Origin of the sequence: Mesorhizobium sp. B1-1-8 (assembly GCF_006442795.2) — a bacterium.
Taxonomy (GTDB): domain Bacteria; phylum Pseudomonadota; class Alphaproteobacteria; order Rhizobiales; family Rhizobiaceae; genus Mesorhizobium.
The window spans coordinates 4,857,300-4,871,565 of record NZ_CP083956.1; the positions used below are offsets into that span (position 1 = coordinate 4,857,300).

Annotated in this window: 13 protein-coding genes; 6 read left to right on the plus strand and 7 right to left on the minus strand. The window is 63.6% G+C overall.

The window, feature by feature from the left end; all coding sequences use genetic code 11:
• Positions 1–64: 64 nt before the first annotated feature.
• The 3 genes from FJ974_RS23965 to FJ974_RS23975 all read right to left on the minus strand — a co-directional run bounded on the left by FJ974_RS23965 (position 65) and on the right by FJ974_RS23975 (position 3,078).
• Entirely contained in the window at positions 65–847 is a 783-nt protein-coding gene (locus tag FJ974_RS23965; protein WP_140532591.1) for an ATP-binding cassette domain-containing protein, read from the minus strand.
• Positions 844–1,962 carry an ABC transporter permease gene (locus FJ974_RS23970; protein ID WP_140532589.1) on the minus strand — a complete coding sequence of 373 codons (1,119 nt, stop codon included), beginning with the start codon at positions 1,960–1,962 and terminating at the stop codon, positions 844–846. The genes FJ974_RS23965 and FJ974_RS23970 overlap by 4 nt, the downstream gene beginning before the upstream one ends.
• A gap of 96 nt (positions 1,963–2,058) precedes the next feature.
• Positions 2,059–3,078 carry a sugar ABC transporter substrate-binding protein gene (locus FJ974_RS23975; protein ID WP_140532587.1) on the minus strand — a complete coding sequence of 340 codons (1,020 nt, stop codon included), beginning with the start codon at positions 3,076–3,078 and terminating at the stop codon, positions 2,059–2,061.
• Between the two features lie 211 nt (positions 3,079–3,289).
• Here FJ974_RS23975 and FJ974_RS23980 point away from each other — a divergent pair, with 211 nt between their 5' ends.
• The 4 genes from FJ974_RS23980 to FJ974_RS23995 all read left to right on the plus strand — a co-directional run bounded on the left by FJ974_RS23980 (position 3,290) and on the right by FJ974_RS23995 (position 7,280).
• Positions 3,290–4,516: an ROK family transcriptional regulator gene (locus FJ974_RS23980; RefSeq protein WP_140532585.1), complete on the plus strand. Its 1,227-nt coding sequence runs from the start codon at positions 3,290–3,292 to the stop codon at positions 4,514–4,516.
• A 2-nt stretch (positions 4,517–4,518) separates the two neighbouring features.
• Positions 4,519–4,962, plus strand: a complete 444-nt coding sequence (locus FJ974_RS23985) for an RbsD/FucU family protein (RefSeq protein ID WP_140532583.1) — start codon at positions 4,519–4,521, stop codon at positions 4,960–4,962.
• Positions 4,962–5,885: a carbohydrate kinase family protein gene (locus tag FJ974_RS23990; RefSeq protein WP_140532581.1), complete on the plus strand. Its 924-nt coding sequence runs from the start codon at positions 4,962–4,964 to the stop codon at positions 5,883–5,885. Before FJ974_RS23985 ends, FJ974_RS23990 begins: the two co-directional genes overlap by 1 nt.
• 252 nt (positions 5,886–6,137) lie before the next feature.
• Entirely contained in the window at positions 6,138–7,280 is a 1,143-nt protein-coding gene (locus tag FJ974_RS23995; protein ID WP_140532579.1) for a DegT/DnrJ/EryC1/StrS family aminotransferase, read from the plus strand.
• 161 nt (positions 7,281–7,441) lie between these two features.
• On the opposite strand, the gene cysQ is transcribed toward FJ974_RS23995, so the two are convergent.
• The 3 genes from cysQ to cysD are packed head-to-tail and all read right to left on the minus strand — an operon-like array spanning position 7,442 to position 11,080.
• Entirely contained in the window at positions 7,442–8,224 is a 783-nt protein-coding gene (gene cysQ, locus FJ974_RS24000) for a 3'(2'),5'-bisphosphate nucleotidase CysQ (RefSeq protein ID WP_181177080.1), read from the minus strand.
• 10 nt (positions 8,225–8,234) lie between these two features.
• Positions 8,235–10,172, minus strand: coding sequence for a sulfate adenylyltransferase subunit CysN (gene cysN, locus FJ974_RS24005; protein WP_181177073.1), 1,938 nt, complete (start codon positions 10,170–10,172; stop codon positions 8,235–8,237).
• 2 nt (positions 10,173–10,174) lie between these two features.
• Positions 10,175–11,080, minus strand: a complete 906-nt coding sequence (cysD, locus tag FJ974_RS24010; protein WP_140532574.1) for a sulfate adenylyltransferase subunit CysD — start codon at positions 11,078–11,080, stop codon at positions 10,175–10,177.
• A gap of 441 nt (positions 11,081–11,521) precedes the next feature.
• On the opposite strand from cysD, the gene FJ974_RS24015 reads away from it, so the two are divergent.
• Positions 11,522–12,817 carry an O-antigen ligase family protein gene (locus tag FJ974_RS24015; protein WP_140532572.1) on the plus strand — a complete coding sequence of 432 codons (1,296 nt, stop codon included), beginning with the start codon at positions 11,522–11,524 and terminating at the stop codon, positions 12,815–12,817.
• Entirely contained in the window at positions 12,814–13,755 is a 942-nt protein-coding gene (locus tag FJ974_RS24020) for an NAD-dependent epimerase/dehydratase family protein (RefSeq protein WP_140532570.1), read from the plus strand. The genes FJ974_RS24015 and FJ974_RS24020 overlap by 4 nt, the downstream gene beginning before the upstream one ends.
• On the opposite strand, the gene FJ974_RS24025 is transcribed toward FJ974_RS24020, so the two are convergent.
• Positions 13,743–14,237 (minus strand): sugar transferase, encoded by a 495-nt coding sequence (locus tag FJ974_RS24025; RefSeq protein ID WP_140532745.1) that lies wholly within the window; start codon positions 14,235–14,237, stop codon positions 13,743–13,745. The two genes, FJ974_RS24020 and FJ974_RS24025, sit on opposite strands and share 13 nt — an antisense overlap.
• Positions 14,238–14,266 lie beyond the last annotated feature (29 nt).

A 14,266-nucleotide genomic window follows, 5' to 3' on the forward strand; every position in this document is an offset into this window, starting at 1 on the left:
TTCAATCGGTTTAGATGACCAAGCCATTCGGTCCTCCTGCGGCGATTTACCCGTCAATTGCCGATTAGGCTGCCAGCGCATCCTCCGGCGGTTTCTTCGCGCCGGTCATCAGGGCCACGGCATCCGACATGGAAATCTGCTTCGGATCGACGACGCAGAGGCGTTTTCCAAGCCGGTGGATGTGGATGCGGTCGGCGACCTCGAACACGTGCGGCATGTTGTGCGAGATCAGCACGATCGGCAGGCCGCGCTTCTTGACGTCGAGCATCAGTTCCAGCACGCGGCGGCTCTCCTTGACGCCGAGTGCCGCCGTCGGCTCGTCCATGATCACCACTTTTGAACCGAAGGCCGCGGCACGCGCCACCGCAACGCCTTGGCGCTGACCACCGGACAGCGTTTCCACGGCCTGACTGATGTTCTGGATGGTCATCAGGCCGAGTTCGGAAAGCTTTTCGCGGGCTATGTTCGCCATTCGCGTGCGATCGAGCCGGCGGAATATCTGGCCGCTCCAGCCTGGCTTTCTCAACTCGCGCCCAAGGAACATGTTATCGGCGATCGACAAGGCGGGCGACAACGCAAGGGTCTGGTAGACAGTCTCGATGCCGGCCATCCTCGCTTCCATCGGCGAGCGGAAATGGACCGGCTTGCCCTCCAGGTGGATCTCGCCGCTGTCAGGTAAGACGGCGCCGCACAACGCTTTAATCAGCGTCGACTTGCCGGCGCCGTTGTCGCCGATCACGGCCAGGATCTCGTTCGGCATCAGATCGAAATCGGCGTTGTCGAGCGCCACGACGCGGCCGTAGCGCTTGTTGAGGCCTTTCGCCTGAAGGACCGGCATCTCGTTCATGCTGAAATCCTCCTGATCCATTGGTCGATGGTCACCGCGACGATGATCAGCACGCCGACAGCAAAGTCCTGCCACAGGAGTTCGAGGCCCGAAAGCGCCAGGCCGTTGCGGAAGACGCCGACGATCAATGCGCCGATCAGCGTTCCAACGATTGAGCCGCGGCCGCCGAAAAGCGACGTGCCGCCGATCACCACGGCGGTGATGGAATCGAGGTTGGCGGTCTGCCCGGCCTGCGGGCTAACACCGCCGATGCGGCCGATAAGCACCCAGGCGGCGATCGCGCAAATCAGTCCCGCAAGACCGTAGACGGCGATCAGGGTGCGGTTGGCATTGATGCCCGCGAGCATCGCCGAATCCGGATCGTCGCCGGTGGCATAGACATGTCGTCCGAACGGCGTTCGATTGAGCACGTACCAGATTAAGACCGCAAGAACGAGCATCAGCAGCGAACCATAGGTCAACACCCATCCCTTGAGGAAGGTCCAGTCGAGCCCAAGCGTCCTGGAAAAGAAGTCATAAGGTTTGATGATCGTGCCGGTCCATTGCAGGAACGGCGCCGATGCCTGCATGTCCTGCTGGCGAATGGTCTCGCTTTGCGAGTACCAGACATTGAGCGCGCCAAAAATGCTCCAGGTGCCGAGCGTGACAATGAAGGGCGGAAGCCGCAGCATCGTCACGATGAGGCCGTTGACGACGCCGCAAGCAAGACCGCAGAGCAACCCCAACGGAAAGGCGATGATGACCGGCACGCCATAGACCACGGCAGTTCGCCCCATCACCACCGAGCAGAGGATCATGATGGCGCCGACCGACAGGTCGATGCCCGCCGTGAGGATCACAAGCGTCTGCGCTACGCCGAGCACGGCGATGATCGTGACCTGCTGCAGCACCAGCGAGAAGTTGAACGGCGCGAAGAATCTGTCCGGTGCGGCGATCGTGAAAATGATGACGCCAAAAAGCAGAACTATGAACGGAATGGATGTGGGATACTGGTGCAGGAACCCCTGCAGGCGCCGGATCCATCCGGCGTCCGGTTCGTCGAAACTGGCCAGCGCCTCACCGGCACCCTTCAACCCGCGTTCGGCCGTTGCCAAACCCGCCGTATCGTCACTCATGAAGATAATCCTCCCGGCGCCCCCGTTGTGAGGGGACGCGACGCGTCCCCTCCGAGGTTTTGAACATAGCCGTCGTGTGACGGAGTTGAAAGGCTCTTAACCCCAGCAGAGCTTCAGGCCTTCCTCGACCGAAATCGACTTCACGCCTTCAACCGGCTTGGCGGTGATGAGCTGCGCACCGGTGTCGAGGAAACCCATCTTGGGGTCGATGTCAGGGATCTTGCCCGAGACGATCGCTTCGAGCGCCATCGACGCCATCTTCAACGGATATTGCTGGCTGGTCGCGCCGATCACGCCGGCCTTGACGTTCTTCACGCCCGGGCAGCCCCCGTCGATCGAAACAATCATCACGCTGCCGTCATCCTTGCCCACTGCCTTGAGTGCCTCCCAGGCGCCGGCCGCGGCAGGCTCGTTGATCGTGTAGACGACATTCACGTCCGGGCACTTCTGCAATGCGTTTTCCATCGCCGTGCGGCCCTTCTCCTGGTCGCCCTGGCTGATTTCGTGATCGCAGATGCGCTTGTCGTCCTCATCGCCGTATTTGTTGGGATCCTTCACGTCGATGCCGAAGCCCTGCATGAAGCCCTGATCGCGCAGAAAGTCGACGGTCGGCTGGTTGGTGGCGAGGTCGAGAAACACTATCTTGGCGTTTGCCGCCTTGTCGCCAAGAGTCTTGGAGGCCCACTGACCGATCAGCATGCCGGCCTTGCGGTTATCGGTGGCGAAGGTCGCGTCAGCGGCGTCCATTGGATCGAGCGGCGTATCGAGCACGATCACCTTGAGGCCGGCGTCGCGCGCCTTTTTGATAGTCGGCACGATTGCCTTGGAGTCGCTCGGCACGATGGCAAAACCCTTGGCCCCGGCAGAGATCAGGTTCTCGATCGCCGCCACCTGGCCGTCATTGTCGCCATCGAACTTGCCGGCTGCGGTGATCAGGGTAACGCCGAGTTCCTTGGCCTTGGCCTGAGCGCCCTCGCGCATTTTCACGAAGAAAGGATTGGTTTCGGTCTTGGTGATCAGGCCGACGGTATCGGCCGCATATGAAGCGCTTGCCATCGCGCCGCAAAAGGCAAGGCCAGCAACAGCCGCCTTGACGATATTCCATCTACTACCCATGACGTTCCTCCCAATGATGCATCTTCGGATGCCGGCCAACCGGCCTCCCAAGCATCCATGACATTCTCCCAGCATGGACGCCTGATCGCAACAGATACCAGTCGGCGATTGCTGTCAATAATTAAATCACTCTTATTTATTATTGACACACTTGCGCTGTTCACTCATTCTGAACGAAAAGCCTGTGTAGGGAAACTACGGGAGGAACAGGGTGGAGACCGGCATTGCGAGGCGCGGTTCGCCCGAGGCTTTGGAGAGCCGTCTTAATCGCGGCACCAACCAGAGCGGCATGCGCGACCACAATGAACGGCTCGTGCTGTCGCTGGTCCGCCAGCACGGCAGCCTTGCCAAATCCGACATTGCGCGCATGACCGGGCTATCGGCCCAGACCGTATCGGTCATCATGCGCGAACTGGAGGAAGACAAGCTTCTGCTGCGCCAGGCGCCGTTGCGCGGCAAGATCGGCCAGCCCTCGATCCCGATGGCGCTCAACCCGGAAGGCGCCTTCTTCATCGGTCTCAAGATCGGCCGCCGCAGCGCCGAGCTGGTGCTGATCGACTTCCTCGGCAATGTGCGTTCGATGCTGCAGAATTCCTACCGCTATCCGGCGCCGCGCGAGACGGTGGAGTTCGTCACCGCCGGAATCAAGACGATGCGCGCGGAGCTGACGCCGACGCAGGACAAGCGCATCGCCGGGCTCGGCATCGCCATGCCGTTCGAACTCTGGAACTGGGCAGACACCGCCGGGGCGCCGCGCGACGTCATGGACGAGTGGCGCCATCGCGACATCCGCGCCGACATCCAGGCACAATGCGAGTTTCCGGTCTATCTGCAGAATGACGCCACCTCCGCCTGCGGCGCCGAGCTTGTCTTCGGCCAGGCGGGAGCGGCGCGCGACTTCGTCTATTTCTACATCGGCGCCTTTGCCGGCGGCGGCATCGTGCTTAACGGCCGCCTGTTCAGCGGCCCGACCGGCAATGCCGGCGCGTTGGGCTCGATGCCTGTGCCGGGGCCGGACGGCAAGCCGGCGCAGCTTATCGACGTCGCCTCGATCGCGATGCTGGAAAAGGCGCTTTCCGCCAAAGGCATCGACGGCTCCTACCTTTGGACCTCGCCGCAGGAATGGGGCGAGATCGGCGCCGAGCTGGACGACTGGATCGCCGGCGCGGCGCAGGCGCTGGCCTACGCCATCGTCGCAGCCTGCGCCATCATCGATTTCGAGGCGGCGGTGATCGACGGATGGATGCCGCTTGGCGTGCGGCGCAGGCTCGTCGACGCGGTCACCGACGCCATCGCCGGCATCGACGCCGAGGGCCTGAAACTGCCGGTCGTGCGCGAAGGCACAGTCGGCATTCATGCCCGCGCGCTGGGCGGCGCCAGCCTGCCGCTTTCCGAGCGCTTCCTGATCGGGCCGAACACGATCTCCGGGGGCACCTGATCATGCTGATCGGCATCCCGCCGCTGCTCGGCCCGCAGCTTCTGGCGACGCTCAGGGCAATGGGGCACGGCGACGAGATCGCGATCGTCGACGGCAATTACCCGGCCGAGGAACAGGCAAAGCGGTTGATCCGAACCGACGGCCATCCCATCATTGCGGTGCTCGATGCCGTGCTCAGCGTGCTGCCGGTGGACGACGCCGTGCCGCAAGCACTGTTCCGCGCCTCGGTCAAAGGCGATCCGGCGCTCGCCGATCCCGTGCATCACGAGATGGAGGCGATCTGCGCCAGGCGCGCGCCGGGCCACAAGGTGATTGCGCTGGCCGGTCCCGACTTCTATGCACGCGTCAAGGCCGCGCACGCCATCGTGGCGACCAGCGAACCCAGGCTCTATGCTAACATCATCATTCGCAAGGGCGTGATTTATCCGCCGGAGACCAAGACATAATGATCCTTTGCTGTGGCGAAGCCCTGATAGACATGCTGCCGCGCACGACGACGGGAGGCGAAGCGGCCTTCGCGCCCTATGTCGGCGGTGCGGTGTTCAACACGGCGATCGCGCTCGGGCGCCTGGGTGCCCCGACAGGTTTCTTTTCGGGCCTGTCCTCCGACCTGTTCGGCGGCCAGTTCCGCGAGGCGCTGGGAGCAAGCAAGGTCAGCTCGACCTATGCGCACACCTCGGCCCGGCCGACCACGCTCGCCTTCGTGCGGCTCACCAATGGCCAGGCGACCTACACTTTCTACGACGAGAACACCGCCGGCCGCATGCTCACCATCGAGAACCTGCCGAAGCTGGGTGCCGAGATTGAGGCGATGCTGTTCGGCGCCATCAGCCTGATCTCCGAGCCGGCGGGATCGGCCTATGAGGAGTTCATGCGGCGCGAGCACGAGAGCCGGCTGATGATGCTCGACCCCAATATCCGCCCGAACTTCATCCCGGACAAGGCAAAGCATCTGCGGCGCATCCGCGAGATGATGGCGATGGCAGATATCGTCAAATTGTCGGACGAGGACCTCAACTGGTTCGACGAGGCCGGCTCGCATGAGGACGTCGTCCGCAACTGGCTGGATCGCGGCCCCAAGCTGATCGTCGTCACCCATGGCAGCGAAGGCGCCGTCGGCTACAGCAAGGAACATAAGGTCACGGTCGTGCCGCAGAAGGTCAAGGTGGTCGACACGGTCGGCGCCGGCGACACTTTCAATGCCGGCATTCTCGCCTCGCTGCACGAGCAGGGCCTGCTCAACAAGGCGGCGATTGGTGGCCTGTCCGAGGACGCGATCCGCCAGGCGCTGGCGCTTGGCGCCAAGGCTGCGGCGGTGACGGTGTCGCGCGCCGGCGCCAACCCGCCCTGGCGGCACGAGATCGCCTGACCGGTTGTCCGGATTGGCCGAAAGGCCTCGCCGGCCGATCACTTTATGTTTCCTACGGTCGGAACGACGCGATAGAAGACACCGGAAAAAGCTCGTTTTAGGCTCGTTTTCCGGCTTGTTCGGCAATGCGCCGGCAAAAAGCGGTAACAGGCTGCGACACTTGCGCAATTCGCCCTCGCCCCGGCCGACTTTCTCAGCCGCGCCAAGTCTGGTAGCAGCGGCCCGGTTATTGGCAGAATTATTGAGGCCGACATGCAGTTTATCGATCTTGGCGCGCAGCGCGAACGAATCCGCGACCGGCTGAGGACCGCGATCGACCGTGTCGTCGAGGACGGCCGCTACATCCTCGGACCCCAAGTCACCGAATTCGAGAACAAACTCGCGGCTTACATCGGTACCAAGCATGTCGTGGCCTGTGCCAACGGCACCGATGCGCTGCTGTTGCCGCTGTTTGCCGCCGGCATCGGTCCGGGCGACGCCGTGTTCGTGCCGAGCTTCACCTTTGCCGCCACGGCGGAAGTGGTGGCGCTGGCCAAGGCCGAGCCTGTGTTCGTCGACGTCGATCCCGATACCTACAACATCGACATTGCCAGCCTCGAGGCGGCGATCGACATGATCAAGACGGAAGGCCGGCTGAAGCCGAAGGCGATCATTCCGGTCGACCTGTTCGGGCTTGCGGCCGACTACGAGGCGCTCATGGCGATCGCCAAGCGCGAAGGGCTCCTGGTGATCGAGGATGCCGCGCAGTCGATGGGCGGCTCGGCGGACGGCAAGATGTGCGGCGCCTTCGGCCATGTCGGCTCGACCAGCTTCTATCCGGCAAAGCCCCTCGGCTGCTACGGCGACGGCGGCGCGATGTTCACCAATGACGATGCGCTGGCCGACACGCTGCGGTCCTTCGCCTTCCACGGCAAGGGCGAGACGCAATACGACAACATACGCGTCGGCATCAATTCACGCCTCGACACGCTGCAGGCGGCGATCCTGATCGAGAAGCTCGCCATCCTCGAAGAGGAGATGGAGGCTCGGCAAAAGGTGGCCAGCCGCTACGCCGAAGGTCTCGGCGATATCGTCAAGGCTTCGCGCAATCTGGGCCATGGCCGCTCGGCCTGGGCGCAATACGCCATCGAGACACCGAAGCGCGATGGGCTGAAGGCCCATCTCGGCGAAAAGGGCATCCCTTCGGTCGTCTATTATGTGAAGCCGCTGCACAGCCAGGTCGCCTATCGCGACTATCCGCGCACGCCGACCGGGCTGACCGTCTCGGAAGAACTGCCGAAGCGGATCCTGTGCCTGCCGATGCATCCCTATCTCAGCGAAGCCGACCAGGACCGCATCATCGAGACCATCCGCAACTATATCGGCTCGAACTCGGCGCATGTAGTGGCAGCGTAAGGAGCGCGTAATCTCCCCCCTCGAGGGGGAGATGGCCGGCAGGCCAGAGGGGGTCGGTGCGACCGGGCTCGGCCCTCTATCGCCGACGAAAAAGGTGGGCGCTCCACGCGGGGCGACTCTCTCTGTCGCCTTCGGCGACATCTCCCCCTCAAATAGGGAGATCAGACCGCGCTCTTGCCCGTCGCAATGAAATGCGGGTTGGCGAAATCAGCATCGCCGGCCTGGTTGCGCTTGCCATAGGCGAGCGGCTGGCCGTCAAGCGTGCGCGTCATGCCGCCGGCGGCGCGCAGCACCGCGTCGCCTGCCGCGGTGTCCCATTCCATGGTGCGGCCGAAGCGCGGATAGACGTCGGCCTCGGCGGCGGCGAGAAGGCAGAATTTCAGCGACGAGCCGACCGAGACGATCTCGGCGGCGCCGAGATCGCGGATGAAGGCATCGGTCTCCGGTGTGTTGTGCGAGCGGCTGGCGACGACCGCGAGCGGTGTGCCCCCTTGACGGACGGCGATCGGCCGGCGGCCGGCGATGCGGTAGTCGCCGTCGACTTCGATCGCTTCCGCTCTGCCCGGCCGGCCCGAGAAAAAACGCCCCGTGCAAGGCGCGAAGACGACACCAACCTCCGGCACGCCATGACGCACCAGCGCGATGTTGACGGTGAAGTCGGTCCGGCGGTTGACGAATTCCTTGGTGCCGTCGAGCGGATCGATCAGGAAGAAAGCGCCGTCGAGGTCGGGCGTGGCGATGCCGGCCGCGACCTCTTCCTCAGCCACGCAAGGGATCTGAGGATATGCGGCGCGCAGCCCCGCAAGGATGATCTTCTCGCTTTCGCGGTCGGCTTCCGTCACCGGCGAGGAGTCGGACTTCTTATCGACCGCGCAGCCTTCTTGGAAGACGCGCATGACCTCGCGCCCGGCTTCGAGCGCCAGGCGCTCGAACACGCCGAGCATGGCCTCGTCGTCAGATACCGCCGCCGTTGTCGTATTGGTCTTCGGCAATGTCGCGCTCGTCCAGCCAGTGTTCCAGGGCTTCCACCATCTCCTCGGCCGATCTGCCGAGCGTCTTCAGATGGATTTCGGGATTTTCCGGCGCCTCATAAGGGGAATCGACGCCGGTGAAGTTCTTGATCTCGCCGCTCAGCGCACGCGCGTAAAGGCCCTTCGGGTCGCGCCGGGCGCATTCCTCGAACGGGGTGTCGACGAACACCTCGACGAATTCGCCCTCGCCCATCAGTTCGCGCGCCATGCGCCGCTCGGCGCCGAAGGGCGAGATGAAGGAGACGATGACGATCAATCCGGCGTCGGCCATCAGCTTGGCTACTTCGGCGACACGGCGGATGTTCTCGACACGGTCGGCGTCGGTGAAGCCGAGGTCGCGGTTGAGGCCATGGCGGACATTGTCGCCGTCGAGGATGTAGGTGTGGCGGCCGGAAGCGAACAGCTTCTTCTCGAACAGATTGGCGATGGTCGACTTGCCGGAGCCGGACAGGCCGGTGAACCAGAACACCGCAGGTCGCTGGTTCTTCTGGTCGGACCGGCCGCGTTTGCCGACATCGAGCGACTGCCAGTGAATGTTTTCGGCGCGGCGCAGCGAATGCAGGATCATGCCGGCGCCAACGGTGGCGTTGGAGACGCGGTCAATCAGGATGAAGGCGCCGGTGGTGCGGTTTTCGGCGAAGGGATCGAAAGCGATCGGCGCCCTGGTCGAGATGTTGCAGATGCCGACTTCATTCATGTCGAGCGACTTTGCCGCTTCATGCGCGAAATCGTTGACGTTGACCCGGTATTTCAGGTCGGTGACGGTCGCGCTCACCTGATCGGTCTCGGTGCGCAGGATATAGGAGCGGCCAGGCAGCAGCGCGTGCTCGTCGAACCAGACGATGTTGGCCGCGAACTGGTCGGCGACCTGCGGACGCGCGGCCGGCGACACCAGCATGTTGCCGCGCGACACCTCAACCTCGTCCTCGAGCACCAGCGTAATCGCCTGGCCGGCAACGGCCTCGTTGAGATCGCCGCCATGCGCGACGATGCGCTTGACCCGAGAGGCTTTGCCCGACTTGGCGACCACCACTTCGTCGCCCTGTGAGACGGTGCCGGAAGCGACGGTGCCGGCAAAGCCGCGAAAGTCGAGGTTCGGCCGATTCACATACTGGACGGGGAACCGGAACGGCAACTCGACGGCAGCCTCGTCGACCGACACGGTTTCCAGGTGCTCGATCAGCGACGGGCCGGAATACCAGGGCGTGCGCTCCGAGCGGCTGGTGACGTTGTCGCCGAAGCGGGCCGACATCGGGATCGGCGCGATGCTGGCAAAGCCCAGTCCTTTCGCGAACGCGCCGTAGTCTTCGACGATCCGGTCGAACACCGCCTTGTCGAAGCCGACGAGGTCGATCTTGTTGACGGCAAGCACGATGTGACGAATGCCGAGCAGCGAGGCGATGATCGAATGGCGCCTGGTCTGGCGCAGCACGCCCTGGCGCGCATCGATCAGCACGATGGCGAGATCGGCGGTCGAGGCGCCGGTCGCCATGTTACGCGTGTACTGCTCGTGGCCGGGCGTGTCGGCGACGATGAACTTGCGTTTCGGCGTGGCGAAAAAGCGATAGGCGACATCGATGGTGATGCCCTGCTCGCGCTCGGCTTCCAGCCCGTCGACCAGCAGCGCGAAGTCGATGTCGTCGCCGGTGGTGCCGTGCTTGCGCGAATCCTTTTCGAGCGCGGCAAGCTGGTCCTCGAAAATCTGCTTGGTGTCGGACAACAGCCGGCCGATGAGCGTCGACTTGCCGTCGTCAACCGAGCCGCAGGTGAGGAAGCGCAGCAGCGACTTTTTCTCCTGCGCCGCCATGTAATCGCGAATGCCGTCGGTCGGGGCGAGGCTCTTGGCCATGATGTGGCGCATGATCAGAAATAGCCCTCGCGCTTCTTCTTTTCCATCGAGCCTGACTCGTCGCGATCGATAAGGCGGCCCTGGCGCTCGGAGGTGCGCGCCGTCAGCATCTCTGCCACGATCGCCTCCAGCGTGTCGGCGTCGGATTCAATGGCGCCGGTCAGCGGATAGCAGCCCAGCGTGCGGAAGCGCACAAGGCGGTTTTCGACCGTCTCGCCGGGGCGCAGCTGCATGCGGTCGTCATCCTTCATGATGAGCATGCCGTCGCGTTCGACGACCGGCCGTTCCCCGGCGAAGTAGAGAGGCACGATCGGGATGTTCTCCTGCAGGATGTACTGCCAGATGTCGAGCTCGGTCCAGTTCGACAGCGGGAAGACGCGTATCGATTCGCCCGGCGCGATGCGGGTGTTGAAGATCTTCCACATTTCCGGCCGCTGGTTCTTCGGATCCCAGGCGTGCTGGGCGTTGCGGAAGGAGAAGATGCGCTCCTTGGCGCGCGACTTCTCCTCGTCGCGCCGGGCCCCGCCGAAGGCTGCGTCGAAACCGTATTTATCCAGCGCCTGGCGCAGCGCCACCGTTTTCATCACATGTGTGTGGGTGTTGGAGCCATGGTCGAACGGATTGATGCCTTCACGCACGCCGTCTTCGTTGACATGGACAAGCAGGTCGAAACCGAGCTTCTGCGCCATCTGGTCGCGAAAGGCGATCATCTCGCGGAACTTCCAGGTGGTGTCGACATGCAGGAACGGAAAGGGCGGCTTGGCGGGATAGAAGGCCTTCATCGCCAGGTGCATCAGCACCGAGGAATCCTTGCCGACCGAATAAAGCATGACCGGCTTGGAAAAGGAGGCCGCGACCTCACGGAAGATATGGATGGATTCGGCCTCGAGCCGCTGCAGATGCGTAAGTGCGATATTCATGGGCAGCCTAGCGCTCTCTCGTGCCGACCAGACCTTAACAGGCGATTGGCGCGGTTTCGTCAGAACGGCCCGTCAAGCGCTGGACATTTGTTGCCGGCGTTCTAGCAGATCGCCATGGTCCAGAACAATGCTGGACAGGCCGGCCGCAACACGGTTCGGGAATGAATTTTCCAAGCGAGCTTCATAATTCGCAAAATCCTGCCCGGCGGAGGGGCAGGTTGAGGGGATGAAGAAAAAGCCTATTGCCCCGCTGAAGATTTTGGCCGCCGGCGCCCCTTTGCCCAAGCCGCCGTTTTTTGACTGGACATCTGTCCGGCGCCCTATCGGAGATCGAAGCCAGCCGCTATACCGGCCCCGGGGAACGGGGCAAGGCAAAACCGGGGTTGTTCGAGGCAGCTGTTTGGCTGTCTGCGGACAATCTGGAAAATCGCGAACAAGGCATTGAACCCGTTTTCATCGCTCCAGCGACATCTTACCCCCGCACAGATCAACATCTATTTCTCGATCGTCTGCTTCTTTTCGCCGCCGGTTCTGGGATCGGTGGTGAGCTTCGCCTTCAATGCCGGCGCCGTCTGGTCCGTGCTGCTGCTCGCCGTGAGACGGCGGCGCTTCAACATCGACCGGCCGATGCTTGCCATGACGGCGGCGATCTACGCTTATGCAGCGGCCTTGGTACTTGCCTCGATCGTCAACGGCACGCTGGCGGCCGATCTGCGGTTGTTCCTGCCGCTGATCCCCTTGCTGTTCTTCCCGGTCTCCTATTCGACCTGGAGCATCACGGACAAGGTCACGCTTGCGCGCATTGCCGTGCTTGCCAGCGCGGCGGCATGTTTTGGCGCGCTGGCGAGCGCCATCGTCCAGTATTACTGGATCGGTTCCCTCAGGGCTGAGGGCGGCGCCGGCAATCCGATCGTGTTCGCGGAGGTGACCTGCCTTGCCGCCATGATATGCCTCGCAGGCGCTCTTTCGGGCATCGAAAGGCGATGGATGCCGCTGGCCTTCGCAGCGCTCGCCGGTTTCGCGGCGATCGTTTATTCGGGGTCGCGCATGATCTGGGTGGCGCTGCTGCTGTCGGGCTTCGCCTTGCTGATGATCAACCGGCGCAGGCTTGGAGCGGTGAGGCTGACGCGCCTGATCGTAATCGCCGCCGCGGCCTGCCTTGTGGTCGCCGCCATCGGTTTTCCCATCATCATGGATCGCACCGACTTCCTGTTCAGCGACTGGGACGCGCTGGCCACCAAGGGCGATCATTCGACGGCGCTCGGACTGCGTGTGGCGATGTGGGAGATCGGCCTTGGCGCATTTCGTGAGATGCCGATTTTCGGACATGGCATCGCGGCCAGCCGCGCGCTGATGAAACAGGGTTTTCACGACCAGTTCGGCCTAAACATAAGCTTCGGCCATTTCCATAACGGCTTTCTGACCGCGCTGGTGCAGGCCGGCTTGCTGGGGGCGCTGGCGCTGGCGGCGATCTTTGTCGTCGCCGCCTGGAATGCGGCAAGGGTGCTGCGCCTGAGCACCGATCCGGTAGAGCGGTTCGGCGCAACGATGATCATGATCACCGTCATCACCTATCTGATCGGCGGCCTGAGCGGCATTCTAATCGGTCATGACATCCTCGATGCGACGCTGATGGTGTTCCTGATTTCCGGGACCTATCTGGCTTGCGGGCGAACGGTGCTACCGGTCAGGGAAGAGACCAGTTCCTCAATCGCGGCCGTCAGCCGGCAGCCATGAAGGTCCTGGTCACCGGCGCGACAGGTTTCATCGGGCGCCAGGTCGTCGCCCGGTTGCACGGGACCGGGTTCGATGTGAGGATCGCAACGCGCCGGCCGGAAAAGCTGGCGACCGCAGAGGACGCGGTGCTGCTGCCCGGCGTCGATGCGCCGGACGACGCCTTCCTGGCAATGATGAGCGACGTGGCGCATGTCATTCACTGCGCAGCGCTCAACAACGACCATGATGCCGGCGAGGCCGACTACCGGGCCGCCAACGCGACGCTGACTACCCGGCTGGCCAAAGCAGCAGCCGCACGCACCGGTGGGCGTTTCGTCTACCTTTCCTCGATCCGCGCGGTCGCTGGTCCCGGCTTCAGCGGCACCATCGACGAAGCGACGCCCCCGGCCCCCCAAAATGCCTATGGCCGCTCCAAGCGTGAAGGCGAGGTCGGAGTGTCCGCGGCCTATGCGCCTGCCAACCGGCAAGATGCGACGGCGTTACGTCTGCCGCCCGTGTATGGCGAAGGCATGAAGGGAAACATGGCCGCGCTGATGCGGCTCGCCGATACCGCCCTGCCGCTGCCGACCAGCGCGTTCGCTGGCGTCCGTTCGCTGATTTCGTCCGACGCGGCGGCAGGTGCGGTGCTGCACCTTCTGACCCGTCCCGGACCGCTTCACCCGGCCTATGTCGCGGGCAGCGCCGCGCCGCTCGCGATGTGCGAAATCATCGCCGCGTTCCGGCACGGTTTCGGCCGCCCGGCGCGGCTTTTTCCCATGCCGCCGCGGCCGCTGCGGCTGACGGCGGCGCTGCTTGGCAAAGGCGCGTCCTGGCAAGCCTTGACTGCGACGCAGATCTGCGATCCGGCGCTGCTTATGTCGGAAGGCTGGATGCCGGAGACCGACACGATCGAGCGGCTTCGCGAACTGGCGCGCCGAAGCTCCGCTCAGGCTGGGTAGAGGGTCCCCAGCAAGATCGTGACATCGAGAGCGACCGAGGCAGCTTTGAGATAGGCGGCATCGGTCTCGGCGCAGAGTTTCGGATCGGACATGTCGATGCCCTTGATCTGCGCGAGCCCGGTCATGCCCGGAAGCGCTCCCAGCACACCCAGTTCGGTACGCCGTTCGATAAGTTCCGTCTGCATCGGCAGGCACGGACGCGGCCCGACCAGGCTCATCTCGCCCTTGAGCACGTTCCAGAGCTGCGGCAACTCGTCGATCTTGGTCCTGCGCAGCACCTTGCCGACGGCGGTGACCGAGTCCTCCGGCACCTCGTGGGTAGGCAGCGACGGCGTTCCCAGATACATCGTGCGCAGCTTGTGGCAGGCAAAGAGGACGCCTCCCCGCCCGACCCGAGCTTGAGAAAAGATGGCGGGTCCGGCCGACGTCGCAAGGATCGCGAGCATGGCGGCAAGCAGCATAGGCGACGCCACCACCAGCATCAGCGCCGCGACAATCAGATCGAAAGCGC

Coding starts and splice junctions, on each gene's coding strand:
- cysQ (WP_181177080.1), bottom strand. CDS start 8,224: ATGCTCGGCGTGTTCGAGCGCCTGGCGCTCGAAGCCGGGCGCGAGGTC.
- FJ974_RS23995 (WP_140532579.1), top strand. CDS start 6,138: ATGCAGTTTATCGATCTTGGCGCGCAGCGCGAACGAATCCGCGACCGG.
- FJ974_RS23985 (WP_140532583.1), top strand. CDS start 4,519: ATGCTGATCGGCATCCCGCCGCTGCTCGGCCCGCAGCTTCTGGCGACG.
- cysN (WP_181177073.1), bottom strand. CDS start 10,172: ATGCGCCACATCATGGCCAAGAGCCTCGCCCCGACCGACGGCATTCGC.
- FJ974_RS23990 (WP_140532581.1), top strand. CDS start 4,962: ATGATCCTTTGCTGTGGCGAAGCCCTGATAGACATGCTGCCGCGCACG.
- FJ974_RS24020 (WP_140532570.1), top strand. CDS start 12,814: ATGAAGGTCCTGGTCACCGGCGCGACAGGTTTCATCGGGCGCCAGGTC.
- FJ974_RS24025 (WP_140532745.1), bottom strand. CDS start 14,237: ATGCTGGTGGTGGCGTCGCCTATGCTGCTTGCCGCCATGCTCGCGATC.
- FJ974_RS23965 (WP_140532591.1), bottom strand. CDS start 847: ATGAACGAGATGCCGGTCCTTCAGGCGAAAGGCCTCAACAAGCGCTAC.
- FJ974_RS23975 (WP_140532587.1), bottom strand. CDS start 3,078: ATGGGTAGTAGATGGAATATCGTCAAGGCGGCTGTTGCTGGCCTTGCC.
- FJ974_RS23970 (WP_140532589.1), bottom strand. CDS start 1,962: ATGAGTGACGATACGGCGGGTTTGGCAACGGCCGAACGCGGGTTGAAG.
- cysD (WP_140532574.1), bottom strand. CDS start 11,080: ATGAATATCGCACTTACGCATCTGCAGCGGCTCGAGGCCGAATCCATC.